Source organism: Mesorhizobium silamurunense (assembly GCF_014843825.1).
GTDB classification, from domain to species: domain Bacteria; phylum Pseudomonadota; class Alphaproteobacteria; order Rhizobiales; family Rhizobiaceae; genus Mesorhizobium; species Mesorhizobium silamurunense.
Window position 1 is genome coordinate 48,164 of the sequence record NZ_JHQR01000047.1, and the last position, 17,268, is coordinate 65,431.

General features: G+C 63.5%; 20 protein-coding genes and 1 pseudogene. 4 read left to right on the forward strand and 17 right to left on the reverse strand.

Annotated features, from left to right (window positions below; genetic code table 11):
- The first annotated feature begins 53 nt into the window (after nucleotides 1-53).
- On the forward strand, nucleotides 54-1,148 hold the full coding sequence (locus DH10_RS04955; protein ID WP_246811488.1) for a phosphatase PAP2 family protein: 1,095 nt from the start codon (nucleotides 54-56) through the stop codon (nucleotides 1,146-1,148).
- A 75-nt stretch (nucleotides 1,149-1,223) separates the two neighbouring features.
- Here DH10_RS04955 and DH10_RS04960 read toward each other — a convergent pair whose 3' ends face one another.
- The 4 genes from DH10_RS04960 to DH10_RS04975 all read right to left on the reverse strand — a co-directional run bounded on the left by DH10_RS04960 (nucleotide 1,224) and on the right by DH10_RS04975 (nucleotide 5,470).
- Nucleotides 1,224-1,898: a chloramphenicol phosphotransferase CPT family protein gene (locus DH10_RS04960; protein ID WP_192384357.1), complete on the reverse strand. Its 675-nt coding sequence runs from the start codon at nucleotides 1,896-1,898 to the stop codon at nucleotides 1,224-1,226.
- A gap of 166 nt (nucleotides 1,899-2,064) precedes the next feature.
- Entirely contained in the window at nucleotides 2,065-4,530 is a 2,466-nt protein-coding gene (gene clpA / locus DH10_RS04965; RefSeq protein ID WP_192245233.1) for an ATP-dependent Clp protease ATP-binding subunit ClpA, read from the reverse strand.
- Between the two features lie 6 nt (nucleotides 4,531-4,536).
- The gene (gene clpS / locus DH10_RS04970; RefSeq protein ID WP_192245305.1) at nucleotides 4,537-4,863 is read right to left on the reverse strand and encodes an ATP-dependent Clp protease adapter ClpS; all 327 of its coding nucleotides are present in this window, start codon (nucleotides 4,861-4,863) and stop codon (nucleotides 4,537-4,539) included.
- 277 nt (nucleotides 4,864-5,140) lie between these two features.
- Complete coding sequence (locus tag DH10_RS04975) at nucleotides 5,141-5,470, reverse strand: phasin family protein (protein ID WP_059185707.1); 330 nt, start codon at nucleotides 5,468-5,470, stop codon at nucleotides 5,141-5,143.
- Nucleotides 5,471-5,757: 287 nt separating this feature from the next.
- On the opposite strand from DH10_RS04975, the gene DH10_RS04980 reads away from it, so the two are divergent.
- Nucleotides 5,758-7,176 carry a D-alanyl-D-alanine carboxypeptidase gene (locus tag DH10_RS04980; protein ID WP_192245235.1) on the forward strand — a complete coding sequence of 473 codons (1,419 nt, stop codon included), beginning with the start codon at nucleotides 5,758-5,760 and terminating at the stop codon, nucleotides 7,174-7,176.
- A gap of 41 nt (nucleotides 7,177-7,217) precedes the next feature.
- Here DH10_RS04980 and DH10_RS04985 read toward each other — a convergent pair whose 3' ends face one another.
- The 5 genes from DH10_RS04985 to DH10_RS05005 all read right to left on the reverse strand — a co-directional run bounded on the left by DH10_RS04985 (nucleotide 7,218) and on the right by DH10_RS05005 (nucleotide 10,593).
- A complete protein-coding gene (locus DH10_RS04985; RefSeq protein ID WP_192245236.1) occupies nucleotides 7,218-7,916 on the reverse strand; it encodes a J domain-containing protein in 699 nt (232 codons plus the stop codon).
- Nucleotides 7,917-8,036: 120 nt separating this feature from the next.
- A complete protein-coding gene (locus DH10_RS04990; protein WP_192245237.1) occupies nucleotides 8,037-8,474 on the reverse strand; it encodes a DUF1489 family protein in 438 nt (145 codons plus the stop codon).
- Between the two features lie 73 nt (nucleotides 8,475-8,547).
- Nucleotides 8,548-8,886 carry a type II toxin-antitoxin system HicB family antitoxin gene (locus DH10_RS36655; RefSeq protein ID WP_192245238.1) on the reverse strand — a complete coding sequence of 113 codons (339 nt, stop codon included), beginning with the start codon at nucleotides 8,884-8,886 and terminating at the stop codon, nucleotides 8,548-8,550.
- The gene (locus DH10_RS05000) at nucleotides 8,883-9,059 is read right to left on the reverse strand and encodes a type II toxin-antitoxin system HicA family toxin (protein WP_312891221.1); all 177 of its coding nucleotides are present in this window, start codon (nucleotides 9,057-9,059) and stop codon (nucleotides 8,883-8,885) included. The genes DH10_RS36655 and DH10_RS05000 overlap by 4 nt, the downstream gene beginning before the upstream one ends.
- A 130-nt stretch (nucleotides 9,060-9,189) precedes the next feature.
- A complete protein-coding gene (locus DH10_RS05005; RefSeq protein WP_192384359.1) occupies nucleotides 9,190-10,593 on the reverse strand; it encodes an L-serine ammonia-lyase in 1,404 nt (467 codons plus the stop codon).
- A gap of 176 nt (nucleotides 10,594-10,769) precedes the next feature.
- Between DH10_RS05005 and DH10_RS05010 the strand changes: the two genes are divergently transcribed.
- Nucleotides 10,770-11,513 (forward strand): DUF599 domain-containing protein, encoded by a 744-nt coding sequence (locus tag DH10_RS05010; RefSeq protein WP_192245241.1) that lies wholly within the window; start codon nucleotides 10,770-10,772, stop codon nucleotides 11,511-11,513.
- On the opposite strand, the gene DH10_RS05015 is transcribed toward DH10_RS05010, so the two are convergent.
- From DH10_RS05015 to DH10_RS05035, 5 genes are all read right to left on the reverse strand, one after another.
- Nucleotides 11,462-12,259, reverse strand: coding sequence for a YdcF family protein (locus tag DH10_RS05015; RefSeq protein WP_192245243.1), 798 nt, complete (start codon nucleotides 12,257-12,259; stop codon nucleotides 11,462-11,464). The two genes, DH10_RS05010 and DH10_RS05015, sit on opposite strands and share 52 nt — an antisense overlap.
- Before the next feature lie 29 nt (nucleotides 12,260-12,288).
- Nucleotides 12,289-13,854 carry an amidase gene (locus tag DH10_RS05020; RefSeq protein ID WP_192245245.1) on the reverse strand — a complete coding sequence of 522 codons (1,566 nt, stop codon included), beginning with the start codon at nucleotides 13,852-13,854 and terminating at the stop codon, nucleotides 12,289-12,291.
- Nucleotides 13,854-14,312, reverse strand: a complete 459-nt coding sequence (locus tag DH10_RS05025) for a GNAT family N-acetyltransferase (protein WP_192245247.1) — start codon at nucleotides 14,310-14,312, stop codon at nucleotides 13,854-13,856. Before DH10_RS05025 ends, DH10_RS05020 begins: the two co-directional genes overlap by 1 nt.
- A 6-nt stretch (nucleotides 14,313-14,318) precedes the next feature.
- Entirely contained in the window at nucleotides 14,319-14,606 is a 288-nt protein-coding gene (gatC, locus tag DH10_RS05030) for an Asp-tRNA(Asn)/Glu-tRNA(Gln) amidotransferase subunit GatC (protein WP_192245249.1), read from the reverse strand.
- A 118-nt stretch (nucleotides 14,607-14,724) separates the two neighbouring features.
- Nucleotides 14,725-15,432, reverse strand: coding sequence for a metal-dependent hydrolase (locus DH10_RS05035; RefSeq protein ID WP_192245251.1), 708 nt, complete (start codon nucleotides 15,430-15,432; stop codon nucleotides 14,725-14,727).
- 106 nt (nucleotides 15,433-15,538) lie between these two features.
- Here DH10_RS05035 and ruvX point away from each other — a divergent pair, with 106 nt between their 5' ends.
- Nucleotides 15,539-16,021, forward strand: coding sequence for a Holliday junction resolvase RuvX (gene ruvX / locus DH10_RS05040; RefSeq protein ID WP_192245253.1), 483 nt, complete (start codon nucleotides 15,539-15,541; stop codon nucleotides 16,019-16,021).
- On the opposite strand, the gene DH10_RS05045 is transcribed toward ruvX, so the two are convergent.
- The 3 genes and pseudogenes from DH10_RS05045 to DH10_RS05055 all read right to left on the reverse strand — a co-directional run.
- Nucleotides 15,963-16,304 carry a DUF6105 family protein gene (locus DH10_RS05045; protein WP_192245255.1) on the reverse strand — a complete coding sequence of 114 codons (342 nt, stop codon included), beginning with the start codon at nucleotides 16,302-16,304 and terminating at the stop codon, nucleotides 15,963-15,965. The two genes, ruvX and DH10_RS05045, sit on opposite strands and share 59 nt — an antisense overlap.
- Nucleotides 16,304-16,864: a hypothetical protein gene (locus DH10_RS05050; RefSeq protein WP_192245257.1), complete on the reverse strand. Its 561-nt coding sequence runs from the start codon at nucleotides 16,862-16,864 to the stop codon at nucleotides 16,304-16,306. Before DH10_RS05050 ends, DH10_RS05045 begins: the two co-directional genes overlap by 1 nt.
- Nucleotides 16,865-17,019: 155 nt before the next feature.
- Nucleotides 17,020-17,268 (reverse strand): annotated as a pseudogene (locus DH10_RS05055) (DNA alkylation response protein); the annotation flags it as partial.

The following is a 17,268-nucleotide window of genomic DNA, read 5'->3' on the forward strand; positions in this document are numbered from 1 at the left end:
AACCATCTCGCTGTAGAACGCTGAGGCAGTGGCGAGCTTTTGGGTTTCGAACCATGGAAAATTCGGTTGCGGCGTCGACGCCCCTAGCGAGGACGGCTGTCGGACGTGCTTTTCTGATTGCCTTGGCGGACGCCTTTCGACGGCACCGGTTGCTGCACGCCATGGCCGTCGGTGCCCTGCTGCTGGCAACAGTGATCGGCATGCATACCGGAAACATGCCAGATTTCGGCGTACTGAAGGAATACATTCAGTACCTTTCCATCGCTTTCTGGATCTGCGGCTGCGTCTTTGCACTTGGGATCTTTCTCCACCTTGCGCTGGTCAAGCGGGATACCGCACCGCTCGGCACCTTCCTGAAATCGCTGGGCAGCTTTTTCGGCGACGCCGAACGCACTGCCAACAGCCTGAATGGCCTGACCGCGAGCATCGCCTTCGTATCCGCCGTCGGTGTGCTGAAGGGAGCCATCGCAATCCTTTCCCCATTTGCATGGGACAAGGCGCTGGCCCACGCCGATCGGATCCTGCATTTCGGTAGAGCACCAGACGAATGGCTATGGTTTGTCGTCCAGTCGCCATTTGCGTTGAGGATGCTCAATATCGCGTACAATTTCTGGTTCATCGTGCTCATCGCCACGGTTTTCACTGCCTGCATCACACGCAACGATACGAAGCTACGTCATCAGTTCCTGATGAGCTTCATGCTGATATGGACGCTCGGCGGCTTCTTCCTGGCGATGGGGCTGTCGTCGGCAGGGCCGTGCTTTTACGAGCGGCTGGGACTCGGCGATGACTTTCGCCCCCTCATGCAAGCACTTGCTGCCGCCGATCGCATCTATCCGATCTGGGCGCTCAGCACGCAAGACATGCTATGGAGCGGCTATACCGGAGCGACCGACGGCAGTATCGGAATATCCGCTTTCCCATCCATGCACGTGGCGATGGCGGTGCTTTTCTCTCTTTACGCAGCACGGCGCTCCCGGCTGGCCGGTATCCTGATGTGGGCATTCGCCAGTATGATAGTGGTCGGCTCGGTCGTGCTTGGCTGGCACTATGCCATCGACGGCTACGCGGGTGCGCTCTTATCGATCATGATCTGGAAGGCGTGCGGATACTTCCTGACACGCTTCGCGCCGGACGGCGTTGCTTGACTTCCGCAACCGGCAAGGCATGAAATGAAAGTTCCGTCATTTCACGCCTTGGGAGTTTTTTGATCCTCAGGCCTTTCAGCCCTTGCGCGGCAGTCGCGGCACCGGGCCGCACTGGTAGCCGTCCTTGCCCTTTGCTCGCATTTGCGCCAGCCTCCGGAAGGCCAGCGGCTCCGGTCCCGCGAGAAGCCGCTGCCGAATTGCCTCGGCGCACGCTTGCAGGCCCAGCCGCGACGTATCGACTTCCAGGTCGTAGATGCCGGGCTTGTGCATCTCTTCCTGCCACAGGCGCACGGGCCGCGGTATCGGATACTCGTCCGATCCGGTCACATATGTTCCGTCCGCCGCGCTTGCGGCGCGCCGCTGCAGGATCACTCCGATCGGACAGCGGACGCCGACGAACAGCACCGGCAGGCCGGCCAGGCGCCAGGCGCAATCGGGAAGGATGTCGAGCGGCCTCGAATGGGCATCGTGGTGGCCGACATCGGTGACGACATTCAGCCCTAGCCGGCTGTGTGCGGCGATGGAGTCATAAAGCGCGGCGTAAAGGCGCGGCACGAAGGCCTCGAGGTCGGGTCGTTCGCCGCCGGGGCGCAAACCAATGCCCGGACGCAGTCGCGGCGGTGTGACTTGCGCATAGACGTCGACGCCGAGATTGATCCACACGCCGTCGAACGTCTCTTGAACCGCAGCGGCAATGCTCGACTTTCCGGAGCGCGGCGCGCCGTTCAGAATGATGATTTGCCCATGCATCACGTGGGTTCCTCCAACGAAGAAAAGCCCCGTTGCCGGGGCTTTTCTTGACTTCAATGCATGTCGCCCAAAAGGGCGCAGCGGATTTGGGAGAACGACATGCATCAAAACGAACACATGAAGCGCGTCGCCTGAATCCGTTTCAGCGCGACGCGTTTCAGGCCGATCAGCCCTTGCGGGGCAGTTGCGGCACCAGGCTGCGCTTGCCGCCGTCCTTGCCCTTCGGCTCCGGCTTCTGGGCCACCGCCTTCTTGGCGGCGGGCTTCTTCGCCGTTGCCTTCCTCGGCTTCGGCGCGTCCTCCGGCTCTTCCTTCTTCGGCTTCACCGGGGCTTCGTCGGCGAGCGATTCGAGCTTCAGGCCGGTCTCGCCGGTCTCCTTCTTCTCGACGGTGACACGCACCGTGCCGCCCTTCTTCAGCTTGCCGAACAGCACCTCGTCCGCCAGCGGCTTCTTGATGTGCTCTTGGATGACACGACCGAGCGGACGCGCGCCCATGCGCTCGTCATAGCCCTTGTCGGCCAGCCAGGCGATCGCGTCCGGCGACAGGTCGAAGGTGACGCCCCGCTCGGAGAGCTGAGCTTCGAGCTGCATGACGAACTTCTGCACCACCTGGTGGATCACCGGCACCGGCAGCGAGCCGAACGGGATGATCGCATCTAGGCGGTTGCGGAACTCCGGCGTGAACAGCCGGTTGATCGCCTCGATGTCGTCGCCCTCGCGCTTGGTCGAGCCGAAGCCGATCGCCGCGCGCTGAGCGTCCGACGCGCCCGCATTGGTCGTCATGATCAGAATGACGTTGCGGAAGTCGATCTGCTTGCCGTTGTGGTCGGTCAGCTTGCCGTGGTCCATCACCTGCAACAGGATGTTGAACAGGTCCGGATGCGCCTTCTCCACCTCGTCGAGCAGCAGCACGCAATGCGGATGCTGGTCGACGCCGTCGGTAAGCAAGCCACCCTGGTCGAAGCCGACATAGCCGGGAGGCGCGCCGATCAGCCGCGAGACGGTGTGGCGTTCCATGTATTCCGACATGTCGAAGCGGATGAGCTCGACACCGAGCGAGGCCGCGAGTTGCTTGGCCACTTCCGTCTTGCCGACGCCGGTCGGCCCTGAGAACAGGTAGGAACCGATCGGCTTCTCCGGCTCACGCAGGCCGGCGCGCGCCAGCTTGATTGCCGACGTCAGCGCGGTGATCGCGGTATCCTGACCGTAGACGACGCGCTTCAGCTCGATATCGAGACCCTGCAGCACCTTCTCGTCGTCGGCCGAAACCGTCTTCGGCGGGATGCGCGCCATGGTGGCGATCGTCGCCTCGATTTCCTTGATGCCGATCGTCTTCTTGCGCTTGGCCTCCGGCACCAGCATCTGCGAGGCGCCGGTCTCGTCGATCACGTCGATCGCCTTGTCCGGCAGCTTGCGGTCGTTGATGTAGCGGGCCGAAAGCTCGACCGAGGCCTTGATCGCCTCGCTCGTGTAGCGGACCTTGTGGAACTCCTCGAAATAGGGCTTCAGGCCCTTCATGATCTCGATGGCGTCCTCGATGGTCGGCTCGTTGACGTCGATCTTCTGGAAGCGCCGCACCAGCGCGCGGTCCTTCTCGAAGAACTGGCGAAACTCCTTGTAGGTAGTCGAGCCGATGCAGCGGATCGCGCCTGACGAGAGCGCCGGCTTCAAGAGGTTCGACGCATCCATGGCGCCGCCGGACGTGGCTCCCGCCCCGATCACGGTGTGGATCTCGTCGATGAACAGCACCGCGCCGGGATAGTCCTCGAGTTCCTTGACGACCTGCTTCAGCCGCTCCTCGAAGTCGCCGCGATAGCGGGTGCCGGCCAAGAGCGTGCCCATGTCGAGCGCGAAGATGGTGGCGTCCTGCAGCACCTCGGGCACGTCGCCTTCGACGATGCGCTTGGCCAGGCCCTCGGCGATCGCCGTCTTGCCGACGCCGGGGTCGCCGACATAGAGCGGGTTGTTCTTGGAGCGGCGGCACAGCACCTGGATGGTGCGGTTGATCTCGCTCTCGCGGCCGATCAGCGGATCAATCTTGCCGGCCTTGGCCTTGTTGTTGAGGTTGATGCAGTAGGCCGTCAGCGCGTCCTGCGGCTTCTTCTTGCCGCCGTCCTCCTGCGGCTCGGCGCCGTTCTGGCCGCCCTGCTCGTCCTCGGCGCCGCGCGGCGTGCGCGACTCCGAAGCGCCGGGGCGCTTGGCGATGCCGTGCGAGATGTAGTTGACCGCATCGTAGCGGGTCATCTGCTGTTCCTGCAGGAAATAGGCGGCGTGGCTCTCGCGCTCGGCAAAGATTGCGACGAGCACATTGGCGCCGGACACTTCCTCGCGGCCGGACGACTGCACATGGATGACGGCGCGCTGGATGACGCGCTGGAACCCGGCGGTCGGCTTGGAATCCTCGTCGTAACCGGTGACGAGGTTGTCGAGCTCGGTGTCGATATAGGTGAGAACGGTGTGCTTGAGCTCGTCGAGATCGACGTTGCAGGCGCGCATCACGGCGGCCGCCTCGGTGTCGTCGATGAGCGCGAGCAGCAGGTGTTCGAGCGTCGCATATTCATGATGCCGCTCGTTGGCGAATGTCAGCGCCTGATGTAGCGCCTTTTCCAGGCCTTGGGAGAAAGCCGGCATGTTACCTCACTTCTTCTCCATCACGCATTGCAGCGGATGCTGATTCTGTCGGGCGAAATCCATGACCTGAGACACTTTGGTCTCGGCCACCTCGAATGTGTAGACCCCGCACTCGCCCACTCCATGATTATGAACATGCAGCATGATGCGTGTGGCGGCCTCGCGGTCCTTCTGGAAAAAACGCTCCAGGACGTGGACCACGAACTCCATGGGAGTGTAGTCGTCGTTGAGAATGAGGACCCTGTAGAGGCTGGGCTTCTTGGTCTTGGTTTTGGTGCGCGTGATGACCGCCGTGCCGCGGCCGGGATCGTTTCGGTCGTCGTCACTTTGCATTCGCACCACGCCTGCCGTGGCAGTCAAACCGATCGTCACGTAGTCCTGCCTTTTCGAATCCTCATGCGAGTTCAACATGTAGGTCTTCGATGGCCGATTTTAAGCCCTTCTGTTTAGCTGACAATATGGCTAGGTGGGCAAACTTCAGCGAATTTCTCAATCGTGAATGCGGCAAGGGCGCGGGCGCTGCGATCGCGCATGAAAAAACCCGGCCGCGTTTCCGCGACCGGGTCCTTCCTGCAGGCACGCAGGCCGTGTCAGATGGGATCGGACGAAATTACTTCGCCTTGGCGACGACCGATTCGAACGGCTTGTAGGCTTCCTTGGCGAGCTCGGCATAGAGATTGCCGATCTTGCTGGCCTCCGCCACGAAGCTCTCGTAGCTCTGCTTGGCGTAGTCGGTCTGGATCTCGATGGCCTTCTCGATCGACTTGGCCGAGAACAGCTTCTCGACGGCAGCGCTGCCGGCCTCGAAGCTCTTCTTGGTATATTCGCCGGCTTCGGTGGCGATCGCCTGCGCGCCCTTGGTGAGCGAGGCGAAGCTCTTCAGCCCGGTGTCGGCAAATTCCTTGCCGTATTTCGTGAAGTCCTCATAGGTCTGGGTCATTTCATTCTTCCCTTGGTTGAAACGCCCATTAGCCCCGGGCGCCCTTGTGCAATGCACCTCAATATATTGTGCATTGCACAAAAGTCAAGAATCCCTAGGGCCGCAAGGGAGCTGGGCAGCAGCAACGGCTAAAATTCGAATAAACAGAGGCTCAAATCGCCAGAAATTGGTGAACGCGGCAGTTACCATAAACGGATTGGTAACGCTGACCGCGATAGCTTGGCCGGAAGCGAGGCAGGCACTCCCTCTGCCGCCTCCGGGGCAACGAAAATTCAGGGTAAGTAGCGGTGCGTCAGGCGTTGTCGGGCTTCGTCTCCAAATCTTCATTTTCCTTCAAGGCGATCATGGTCGCCGCGCTCGCGGTGACGATTGTCGCCGCCGATGTCGCATCGGCTCTTGCCGCCAAGTCAGCGGCCATTGTCGTCGATGCCAAGACCGGCAAGGTGCTCTATTCGGCCGACGCCAACGGCCGGCGCTATCCGGCCTCGCTTACCAAGATGATGACGCTCTACCTCACCTTCGAGGCGCTGGCGAAGGGCAGAATCAGCAAGAACACGCCAGTGCCGTATTCGGCGCATGCGGCGTCCGAGCCGCCGACCAAGCTCGGTGTGCGCGCCGGCGGCTCGGTGCCGGTCGAGACCGCGATCCTGTCGATGGTGACGAAGTCGGCGAACGACTCGGCGACCGCGCTGGGCGAGATGTTGGGCGGCAGCGAAGACAATTTTGCCCGTATGATGACGGCCAAGGCCCGCCAGCTCGGCATGAACGGCACCGTCTTCCGCAACGCCAATGGCCTGCCCGATCCTGGCCAATTCACGACGGCGCACGACATGGCCATGCTGGGCATCGCGCTCCGCGAGCACTTCCCGCAATATTACGGCTATTTCTCGCAGCGCTCGTTCCTATACGGCCGCCAGCGCATCAACGGTCACAACCGCCTGCTCGGCCGCATCAAGGGCGTCGACGGGATCAAGACCGGCTACACGCGCGCTTCCGGCTACAACCTGGTTTCCTCCGTCGCCGATGGTGATCGCCGCCTCGTTGCCGTGGTGATGGGCGGTACTTCCGGCCGCAGCCGCGACAACCAGATGGCCACCCTGATCAACACCTACCTGCCGCGCGCCTCGACCCGCGGCGGCGGCGATCTGATCGCCAAGGCGGGCGGCGACAATCCGATCAAGGCTTTGGCAAAGGTCTTCCTGCCGAAGCACGACGCGCCGACTCCGGATGAAAAGCCGGCCGTCGACGACACCGAAGTCGCGTCAGCTGATGACAGCGTTCCGGTGGCCGACGAGACCAAGCCGGTCATCCAGGTCAGGAAGGTGAAGACGGTGGCCGTGGCCGCCATGGCTCCCGCACCCGCGACACAGGAAACAGCTTCGCAAACTGTTGCCGCATACGCCGAGCCGGCGCCGGCGGCCCCGCCGGCCGTCGATCCGGTCAAGACGTCGTCGCTGCCGTCGGGATGGGTGGTGCAGGTTGCGTCCTCGCCGACGCAATCCGGTGCCCAGGCCCTTCTCGACAAGACGAGCAAGCAGGCGCCGAAGGTGTTGGCGGATGCGTCGGGCTTCACGGTCGCGTTCGACAAGGACGGCGTCACCTACTACCGTGCCCGCTTCGGCGGCTTTGGCTCCAAGGACGCAGCCTGGAAGGCCTGCGATGCCCTGAAGCGAAAGAAAATCTCGTGCTACGCCGTCCAGCAATAGGCGGCCTTTGAAACTCCGGGAAAGTTCCGCGTCGAAGGAGACTAGTCGTGATTGGAGAGCAAGACGTCCTTGGCTTCATTGATCCGCGCCGCCAGGACAGACGTGCCGCCGACATCGGCATTCAGGCGCTGCATCAGGCGGCGGTGCGCCTTGCGGATATCCGCCGCGGCAGCCCCCGCTTCAAGACCAAGGATCTTGTAGGCCTCCTCCTTAGTCATGGCGCCCGCACCTGGCGCAACACCCAGCCCTTCGCCACTGTCCGGCTGCGCGTCCTTGCGCCAGACGGGAAAACGGCCGTCAAGATACGTCTCTAGCAGCTGGCGGCTCTCCGGGTCCGGCCGCAGCTCGACGTGGAGTTGCTGCAGGTCCGCGAGCCCCATGGCGCCCAGCATTTTACCCTCATAGTGGCCAGCGAGAACAAGGCCCTCGAGCTTGCCGCTGTCGTGGTCGAGGTCCATTTCGAGAGCCGCGGTGCGCACGGTCGAGCGTTTGGCCGCGACAGCCTTCGCCGGCGGCCGTCTCGCCCGCATCCAGGCATACCAGCCTGCCGCCGCAATCATCAGCAGGCCGCCAATACTGCTGCGGCCGACCACGAGCATCGTCGCGCCGAACAGGCCCAGCAGCGCGGGCCCAAGCGTTCTAAGATTGTCCGCCATCCTGGTGGCGTCGGCGCGTACAAAGACTGTCGCGACGCCGAAAAGCACCAGAAGCAAGGCCGCCAATGCGATGATCACGCCCATCGGTTTGCATCATCCAGATGATTGCGCCTGCAAATCAGGATGGGGTGTGGGTCGAATGCTTGCAAGTCCCACATCGGACGAGCCGAAGGGCCAGCAACCGGAAGATGAGGCCGTGCGGCCTTACAGCAGGCCGAGTTCGGCAAGCTCCATGCGCAGTTTCGGCGGCATCTCGGCCAATGCGGCCCTGCCGTTGCCGAGATCGGCGGGGGCGTCGGACGGCTTGAGATAACGCCAGCCCTGGAAGGCACGGCGCGGCTGCCAGTCGGTGCGCACCACTTCGGGATCGAGCACCAGATGGCAGCGGCCGATGCCTTCGCCGTCGACGAAGGGCCGGATCTGGGTGATGAGTTGCCGGCACTGCACGTTGCCCTTGATCACCCAGTAGAGCGAGCCGCCGTCGGTGATCTCGTCGCCGCGCGTCGGCACCATACGCGTGGTGTGCCAGTGCTCGGCCGGGTCGCCGGCGCGGCGCCGCTCGTCGAGCCGGAAGGCAATCCACTCTTCCAGATCCTCGACGCTGTCGCAGCCGACGCAGAGCTTGATGAGATTGAGAGACATGACCGCAATCTAGCGACTGCCCCCAAGGCGTTCAACGCCGGGCGACGTTATACACAGGCCGATGCCTGCCCGATTATTCGGCCAGGGCAGCCGTCGAGATTGCTTCGGCAACCCACTCATTGAGGCTCTTGTTCTCGGCCGCGGCAGCGATGACAGCAGCTTCGTGAGTGGCCGGATCAAGCCGAACGTTGAAGCGGCCAGAAAATTCTCGAAAAGGCTTGATGCCCTTCTCGCGGCACAGGTCAAGAAAAACTTTCAACGACGTTGCACCCTCGGCGTAGAGTTGGTCGACATTCGCGGCGTAAAAATCCGCGCCGCCGGCCAGTCCCAGGAATTCGCCCCTCAGCATTCCAAGCTCCGGGTCGAAAGACACCGATGCCTTGTGGCCGTCGATCTCAATGATATTCTTCATGGTCTCACTCCATGGCTCTCCAGCCATTTCCTGATGCTGGCAACCGCGCCCTTGTCAGTGTCCGGTGTCGGATGCGGCCGATGGAAAACCCGGACCTCGCCGAACAGAAACACACCGACACGCGACCCTTCGCGTTCACTGACTTCGGCACCTAAGGCTCGATATCCGACCATCGAATTGTGCCGCTTACCGGCCGCGCGAAAATCTGCGCGAGCGTTGCCTGATGCTCCGCTTCATGCAGTTCAGTACCATAAAATGGTATCATAAGGCAAGAAATGCAATGGCGAAGACGGCTTGCCGTCTTCAGCACTCGACTACATTGACGGCCAGCCCGCCGAGGCTTGTTTCCTTGTACTTCTCGTTCATGTCGAGGCCGGTCTGGCGCATGGTTTCGATCGCAGCATCCAGTGGCACGAAATGGGTGCCGTCGCCCTTGATGGCTAGCGAGGCGGCGGTGACCGCCTTGACCGCGCCGAGCGCATTGCGCTCGATGCAGGGCACTTGCACAAGACCGCCGACCGGATCGCAGGTCATGCCGAGATGATGCTCGAGCGCGATCTCGGCGGCGTTCTCGACCTGCTCCGGCGTGCCGCCCATGACCGCGCAAAGGCCGGCGGCCGCCATCGCCGAAGCGGAACCCACCTCGCCCTGGCAGCCGACTTCGGCGCCGGAAATCGAGGCGTTGGACTTGATGATGCCGCCGACGGCGGCAGCCGTCAGCAGGAAGTCGCGGATGCTCGGCTGGTCGGCTTCTGGGTGGAAATGCAGCCAGTAGCGGAGCACCGCCGGCAGCGTGCCGGCCGCGCCATTGGTCGGCGCAGTCACCACGCGCCCACCGGCCGCGTTCTCCTCGTTGACCGCCATGGCGTAGATCGACAGCCAATCATTGGCGAGCAACGGATTGGGCCGGTTCTGCTGCCACTGCTCCTTCAGCTTGTCGTGCAGCTGGCGCGCGCGGCGGCGCACCTTCAATCCGCCCGGCATGACGCCGTCCTGCGACAGGCCGCGGTCGATGCAGCCCTTCATGGCGCTCCAGATCGCGTCGAGGCCGGCATCGAGCTCCTCGCGCGACATGTGCCTTTCCTCGTTGACGCGCTTCATCTCGGCGATGGAAAGCCCGCTCTTGGCCGCCATTGCCAGCATCTCGACGGCGTTCTTGAACGGATACGGCACTTTCTTGCCTTCAGTCGTCACCGAGCCCTTGGCCTTCATGCGCTGCAATTCTTCCTCGGAGACGACGAAGCCGCCGCCGATCGAATAATAGATGCGCTTGAGCAGCAGCCGGTCGGATGCGTCATAGGCGTAGAACGCCATGCCGTTGGCGTGGCCGGTCAGCGGCGTCTTGCGGTCGAGCACAAGGTCCTTGGCGGGGTCGAAGCGATAGGACGGATGCCCGGGCGGCGAAATCCGCTTTTCGCTGTTTATGCGGGCGACGATGCCATCCGCCTCGTCAGGATCGACCGTCTGCGGCGTCTGGCCGGCAAGGCCGAGGATGACGGCGCGGTCCGAGCCATGGCCAATGCCGGTATAGGCAAGCGAGCCGTGCAGGCTGGCGCCGATGCGATCGACCTTGACGCCGGCGGGACGCGGCCAGTCGCCGGCGATAATTTCGTCGAGGAAGCGGCGCGCCGCCGTCATCGGTCCCATCGTGTGCGAGCTCGATGGACCAATGCCGATCTTGAACAGGTCGAATACCGAAAGGAACACGCGCCGTTGTCTCCTGAGGGCCGCTCAAACCTTACATATAGGAATTCCCGTGATGTTTCCGCTGTTTTGCGTGTGGCGGCGCGGCGTCAGCCGACCTTGTTTGCTCCGGCAGCGACATCATCAGGTGCTTGCCTCGGCTGTCGAAGCACCCGCCGGGCCTGTGGTAAAAGGCATGCATGGGCGATTCCCTCCATCTTTCAGCGGCAGACCTGGCGGCGCTGGCCTTCTTCCTGGTTGTCTGGGTGCTGCATACTCTTGCCTCGGACGGCAAGCTCGTCAGCCGCGTGTCGTTGACGACAGCGATGAACGCCCAGCGCGAGGCCTGGATGCGCAACATGGCCGAGCGCGAGGTGCGCATCGTCGACACCGCCATCATGAACGGCCTGCAGCAAGGCACCGCCTTCTTCGCTTCGAGCTCGCTGATCGCGCTGGGCGGCTGCTTCGCCCTGCTCGGCGCATCCGACCGGGTTCTAACCGTGCTGGCCGACCTGCCGTTAGCCGCCGCATCCTCCCGCGAGGCCTTTCAGGCCAAGATGTTCGGCCTGGTGCTGATCCTCGCCTTCGCCTTCTTCAAGTTCGGCTGGGCCTACCGGCTGTTCAATTATTGCTCGATCCTGATCGGCGCCGTGCCGGTCCCGCATGGCGAGGCCTCGCGCAATCCGGTCAGCGAGACGGCAGTGTGGCGGGCCACACGCATGAACGTGCTTGCCGGCAAGCATTTCAATTCCGGCCTGCGCGCCGTCTTTTTCTCGATCGGCTATCTCGGCTGGTTCGTCGGCCCGACAGTGTTCGTGCTGTCAACGCTGGTGCTGCTGGCGGTGCTGGTGCGGCGCCAGTTCTTCTCGGCCGCGCGCCAGGCAGTGCTCGGTCAACCGCCCGGTGCAGGAAAGGGCCGATCGATGCGGCCCGACAGCCAGTAAGCGAAGAGCCCGATCCATTCGCGGATTGCCGTCGTGGTCGCCTGCAGCGCGTCAGACGGGTTGTCGCGGTAGAGGCCGATGCCTTCGCGCCCCGATGTTCGGTAGTCGACCGGCCAGGCAACGGTTGGAAAAGCCGCCTTGTCGAACAGCGCCTTGGCGCGGGGCATGTGGAAGGCGGACGTCACCAGCAGCCATGTCTCGCCGGGCTTCGGCTCGACCAGCCTGCGGGTGAAGACGGCATTCTCGTAGGTGTTGCGCGACTTGTTCTCTAGAATCAGCCGATCGGACGCAACACCCAGGGCGCCGAGCAGGCGCGGCGCGGTGTCGGCATCGCCCTCGCCGTTGAGGAAAAGCTCGCCAATGCCGCCCGAGACGACCACTTTCGCTTGCGGAAAGCGCCGGGCGAGTATCGCCGTCTCGACCATGCGGTCGCCGCCGCTGTTCAGCTCATAGCCGCCGCGCGCCAGGTTGATGGCGCCCTCGAAGCCGCCGCCGAGCACGACGATGCCGTCGACCTTTTCCGGCAGCGGCGGCTTCGGAAAGCGTTCCTCCAGCGGGGTAAGCATCGTCGCGCCAATAGAGGTCCAGGCTGAAAGAGCAAGGATCAGAAAGGCGAGCACGCTACCGGTGGCGGCCAGCCGCCGGCGACCGAACAGCGCCGCCAGCAAGCCGGCAAGCAGCAGGAAAATCGCCAGGTTGAGCGGCTGGACGAAGAACCAGAGGATCTTGGAAAGATAATAAAACATCCCTCACCCCTTTCAGATGAGGGACGACGCTACCACCACTTTTCCGGCTGAAATTTGCCCGCCGCCTGTTCGATGACATGCGCGGTCTGGAACAGCGTTTCCTCGTCGAACGGCCGGCCGATGAGCTGCAGGCCAAGCGGCAGACCCTTGCCGTCGAGGCCGGCAGGCACCGAGATGCCCGGCAGGCCAGCCATGTTCACCGTCACGGTGAAGATGTCGTTGAGATACATTTTCACCGGATCGGAATTCATGTCCTCGTCGGCGACGCCGAAAGCGGCCGACGGCGTTGCCGGGGTCAGGATGACGTCGACACCGGCGGCAAAGACGTTCTCGAAATCGCGCCTGATCAAGGTGCGCACCTTCTGCGCCTGCAGGTAGTAGGCGTCGTAATAGCCAGCCGAAAGCACGTAGGTGCCGATCATGATGCGGCGCTTGACTTCGCGGCCGAAGCCGGCGGCGCGCGTCTTCTCATACATGTCGACAATGTCCTTGCCGGGCACGCGCAATCCGTAGCGCACGCCATCATAGCGGGCGAGGTTGGACGAGGCTTCGGCAGGCGCCACGATGTAGTAGGCAGGCAGCGCGTATTTGGTATGCGGCAGCGAGATGTCGACGATCTCGGCGCCGGCGTCCTTCAGCCAGGCGATGCCCTGCTGCCAGAGCGCCTCGATGTCTTCCGGCATGCCGTCGACGCGGTATTCCTTCGGGATGCCGACCATCATGCCCTTGATCGGCTTGCCGATCACTGCTTCGTAGTCCGGCACCGGCCGGTCGACCGACGTCGTGTCCTTCGGGTCGGACGAGGCCATCGACTTCAACAGGATCGCGGCGTCGCGCACGTCGCGCGCGATCGGTCCGGCCTGGTCGAGCGACGAGGCGAAGGCAACCACGCCCCAGCGCGAGCAGCGGCCATAGGTCGGCTTGATGCCAACGGTGCCGGTGAAGGCCGCGGGCTGGCGGATCGAGCCGCCGGTGTCGGTCGCGGTGGCGCCGGCACAGAGGAAGGCAGCAACAGCCGAAGCCGAGCCACCGGAGGAACCGCCTGGCACAAGCTGGGCGTTGTCGAGCGTGCGCTCCGTCTTCGTGCCGCCAGCGGAGACAAAGCCGCCGTCGCCCTGGTGCGTCGTCGGCATGACAACCGTGTCAAGCCGCGAGCGCCGCCACGGGTTGATCACCGGGCCGTAGTAGGAGGTCTCGTTGGAGGAGCCCATGGCGAACTCGTCCATGTTGAGCTTGCCGAGCATGACGGCACCGTCGGCCCATAGATTGCTGGTGACGGTCGATTCGTAGTGCGGCTTGAAGCCGTCCAGCACATGGCTGCAGGCCTGGGTGTGGACGCCTTCGGTGGCGAACAGGTCCTTGATGCCGAGCGGAATGCCTTCGAGCGCCCCGCCCTCGCCCTTGCCCAGCTTCGCATCGGAGGTCTTGGCCATGGCGCGCGCCCTGTCGGCGGTCACCGCGATGTAGGCATTGAGCACCGGATTGGCGCGCTCGATCGCCGAGAGATAGGCTTCCGTGATCTCGGCGGCGGAGATCTCCTTGCCGCGCAGCTTGGCGCGGGCCTCGGAAATGGTGAGATGTGTGAGGTCGCTCATCAGGCAAGGCTCTTTTCGTAAAACACCGACCACTTGGAGTCGGGATAATCCAGCACCGGACCGCAACGCGAAAACCCGGCACGCTCGTAGACGGTCCAGGCGGCCGGGTGGCGATCGCCGGTTTCGAGAACCAGACGTTGCAGCCCTTCCTGCCGCGCCAGCGCCTCGACCCGCTCGACGATTTGCGCACCGATCTTCTGGCCGCGATGCGAGGGCCGCGTGTACATGCGCTTGACCTCGCCAGTCACCTCGTCATGCCGCTTCAGCGCGCCGCAGCCGACGGCAAGGCCACCGTCGCGGGCAATGAACACCGTCGTGTCGTGGCCAGCCATCTGCTCGACGGTCAGGTGGTAGCAATGCTCCGGCGGCGTCAGTTCGAGCAGCGCGGCATTGAGCTCCGCGACCAGCGCCCGCACGTCGTCCTGCAAGGGCGTCTCGACGGCGATCTCGACGGCCATCCTGCCCTACTCCACGACCTTGGGAACGAGGAAGAAGTTTTCTTCGGTGGCGGGCGCGTTGGCGACGATGTCGGCCGCCTTGTCGCCGTCGGTGACGACATCCTGCCGCTTCTTCATCTCCATGGGGGTGACCGAGGTCATCGGCTCGACGCCGGACACATCGACCTCGTTCAACTGCTCGACGAAGCCGAGGATGGCGTTCAGCTCGCCGGTCATGCGCTCGGCGTCCTCCTCGCTCACCGCAATGCGAGCAAGGTGAGCGACGCGCTTCACGGTCTGAAGATCAACGGACATGTCTATTTGCCTCGGAAAAACCAGTGCGGGCTATAGCGGCGCAACGCTTGCGGTGCAACATCGATCATGTTGAACCGAACAGACTGCGGATAGCTCCGGCGCGCCTAGGGAGTGCTGCTCAGATCGTAATCGCCTTTCCGATCTCGGGCAGCGCTACCTTGACCCCGGACCCTTCCATGCCGGCCACGAATTTGTCGGCGGTCTGATCGATGATCGGGAAGGTGCCGAAATGGCAGGGAACGACCGTATCGAAGCTGAAAAAGCGGCGGCAGGCAAGGGCCGCCACCGCCCCGCCCATGGTGAAGCGGTCGCCGATCGGCACGATGCCGATCTTCGGTTCATGCAATTCGTTGATCAGCCCCATGTCGGAAAAGATGTCGGTGTCGCCCATGTGGTAAAGCGTCTTGTCCTGCGGGAAATGCAGCACGAGCCCGCCCGGGTTGCCGAGATAGGTGTTGGTGCCGCCCTGGCCGCCGAACGAGGAGGAGTGCAGCGCCTGGACGAAGGTGGTGGTGAAGGGGCCGCAATCGACGGTGCCGCCGATGTTGCCGGGGTTGATCTTCTTGTCGCTGACGCCCTGCCCGACGAGATACATGCAGACCTCGAAATTGGCGACCAGCATGGCGCCGCTCTTCTTCAGCACCTCGATCGAACCGCTGACATGGTCGTTGTGGCCATGGGTCAGGAGAACATGCGTCACCCCTTCCGCCGGCCCTTCCCAGCCGCCCGTCCAGGACGGATTGCCGACCAGATACGGGTCGATGAGGATGGTGGCGTCCTTTGTCTCGATGCGGAATGCCGAATGGCCGTACCAGGTCAGTTTCATGATTGGGTTCCTCGATTTTCTCGTTGTCAAAGGATAGAACGCCGGGGGCAAATTGAAAGTCCCGCGGTCTATCAAAAGGCCGCGCGGCGAAGACCGGGGAGAGTTGTTGAGCATCATCGGCATTGAAGAATTGCCGGCACGGCTTGCCGGCGGCCGGACGCTCGCCGGCCTCGACCTGGGCGACAAGACGATCGGCGTGGCGGTGTCGGACCGTGGCTTGTCCTTTGCCCATCCGCGCCCGGTCATCCTGCGCAGGAAGTTTTCGCTCGATGCCGCCCAGTTGCTGGCACAGCTCGAGAAGGACAATGTCGGGGCGATCGTGCTTGGCCTTCCCGTCAACATGGACGGATCGGAAGGCCCGCGCGCGCAGAAATCCCGCGCCTTCGCGCGCAACATGGCTGCCCTGTCCGATCTGCCCATTGTGCTGTGGGACGAGCGGCTGTCGACGGTCGCCGCGGAACGGACGCTGATCGAGATGGATTTCTCGCGCAAGAAGCGCGCCGGCAAGATCGATTCGGCGGCGGCGGCCTTTATTCTGCAGGGAGCCCTGGACCGGCTTCAGTCGCTCGGCCGAGCCGATCCGGACTGACCGGACCTTCCCGGCGCCGCCTGATCCATTCGCCGATCTGGCGCCGGCGGCGGAATGCCACCAGTCCGAGCAGCAGGAAACTGTCGAACACGCAGGCCCGCGCGACCATGCCCGGGATGATCCCCGGATCGACGCCGAGTATCTGGCCGTAAAGCTGGAACACCAGGTCGTGCAGCTGGCGGCTGAGCATCACATAGCCGAAATTGATGTCGTTGAGCGACAGGAAGAACCAGCCCCAGAACAGGACCAGCGGAGCTGCCCAGAATGCGAACAAGGCGCGCATCAGTGGCGACCTCCGGGTCTGGTTTCCGGACGGCCGGAGATGCGGGACAGCAGGGAGCTGTGCGCGGCGCTCGTTGCCATGCGCTGAGCAGTCAAGCGAGCATCGCCGTGATGCAAAGTCGCGGCGGCCACGGTCGAGCGCCGCTCGGCGAGCACCGCGACATAGGAGGCAAGCAGCGCCGTCATCTGGATGGCGATCACCATGAACAGCCCGTTGATCCCTTGCGCGGCGCCGCCGACGAGAATGATCGACAGCAGGAAAGAGGCGGAGATGAAGGCGATCCGCACCACTGCGTCGCCGGCATCGGGCCTAGTCGCGATGTTGAGCAGCGTTTCGACGAAAGCCCAGCAGAAGAGCAGCGCGACGATCAGCAGCGCGACCGAGAGCGGCGCCACGATGACGGCGTGTTCGAGCCCCGGAAAGCCGGCGCTTTGCACCGATACGCCAAGCACGCCAAGCGCGGACGCGATGCCGCGGTTCCCGTCCATGCAGATGTAGGCCAGCAGGGCGAAAACGACCGCCCAGTGCAAGGCCAGAAATGATGTCAAAACGTGCCGCATGCGCTCCCTGCCTCGCGGAGCAGGGGATGCTCATGGTTAACACTTCCCTACTCCGGTGGACAGAGTGGGCCCTGCGAAGGCCGCCCGCAATTGAAACCATCTGTTAAGGTTAACGGCCGTCCACAGCCGGCGATGGAAGCGCGTTTCAGGCTTGTTCAAGTCAGCGGCGGATAGAGCGTGTCGATGATCATGCGCGCGTCATGGCGCGAATCGAGCATGCCGTAGGTGGTGCGCCATTGGCCGCCGAGCCTTGTTTCGACGAAGGCGTCGGCAATCCGCCCTGCCCCCAACCGGCGCAGTTCCGCCGCCGCCGCCGACAGCGCGAGTTGCTCGGTCAGCAGGCGCGCCGAGCCCTCGTCGGTCGAAGCCACCTGCATGGCCGCCTTGAGCACGCCGATGGTGCC

What these genes read in the sequence shown, in the direction of transcription:
- DH10_RS04985 (WP_192245236.1), bottom strand. Translation starts at nt 7,916, where the DNA reads ATGGGCGTGATCATCGCATTGGCGGCCTTGCTTCTGGTGCTTTTCGGC.
- DH10_RS05025 (WP_192245247.1), bottom strand. Translation starts at nt 14,312, where the DNA reads ATGGCCGTCGAGATCGCCGTCGAGACGCCCTTGCAGGACGACGTGCGG.
- DH10_RS04960 (WP_192384357.1), bottom strand. Translation starts at nt 1,898, where the DNA reads ATGCATGGGCAAATCATCATTCTGAACGGCGCGCCGCGCTCCGGAAAG.
- clpA (WP_192245233.1), bottom strand. Translation starts at nt 4,530, where the DNA reads ATGCCGGCTTTCTCCCAAGGCCTGGAAAAGGCGCTACATCAGGCGCTG.
- DH10_RS05020 (WP_192245245.1), bottom strand. Translation starts at nt 13,854, where the DNA reads ATGAGCGACCTCACACATCTCACCATTTCCGAGGCCCGCGCCAAGCTG.
- DH10_RS05050 (WP_192245257.1), bottom strand. Translation starts at nt 16,864, where the DNA reads ATGCGGCACGTTTTGACATCATTTCTGGCCTTGCACTGGGCGGTCGTT.
- DH10_RS36655 (WP_192245238.1), bottom strand. Translation starts at nt 8,886, where the DNA reads ATGAAGAATATCATTGAGATCGACGGCCACAAGGCATCGGTGTCTTTC.
- DH10_RS04955 (WP_246811488.1), top strand. Translation starts at nt 54, where the DNA reads ATGGAAAATTCGGTTGCGGCGTCGACGCCCCTAGCGAGGACGGCTGTC.
- DH10_RS05000 (WP_312891221.1), bottom strand. Translation starts at nt 9,059, where the DNA reads ATGGTCGGATATCGAGCCTTAGGTGCCGAAGTCAGTGAACGCGAAGGG.
- DH10_RS04990 (WP_192245237.1), bottom strand. Translation starts at nt 8,474, where the DNA reads ATGTCTCTCAATCTCATCAAGCTCTGCGTCGGCTGCGACAGCGTCGAG.
- DH10_RS04975 (WP_059185707.1), bottom strand. Translation starts at nt 5,470, where the DNA reads ATGACCCAGACCTATGAGGACTTCACGAAATACGGCAAGGAATTTGCC.
- DH10_RS05035 (WP_192245251.1), bottom strand. Translation starts at nt 15,432, where the DNA reads ATGAAACTGACCTGGTACGGCCATTCGGCATTCCGCATCGAGACAAAG.
- clpS (WP_192245305.1), bottom strand. Translation starts at nt 4,863, where the DNA reads ATGCAAAGTGACGACGACCGAAACGATCCCGGCCGCGGCACGGCGGTC.
- DH10_RS05010 (WP_192245241.1), top strand. Translation starts at nt 10,770, where the DNA reads ATGGGCGATTCCCTCCATCTTTCAGCGGCAGACCTGGCGGCGCTGGCC.
- DH10_RS05045 (WP_192245255.1), bottom strand. Translation starts at nt 16,304, where the DNA reads ATGCGCGCCTTGTTCGCATTCTGGGCAGCTCCGCTGGTCCTGTTCTGG.
- DH10_RS05015 (WP_192245243.1), bottom strand. Translation starts at nt 12,259, where the DNA reads ATGTTTTATTATCTTTCCAAGATCCTCTGGTTCTTCGTCCAGCCGCTC.
- gatC (WP_192245249.1), bottom strand. Translation starts at nt 14,606, where the DNA reads ATGTCCGTTGATCTTCAGACCGTGAAGCGCGTCGCTCACCTTGCTCGC.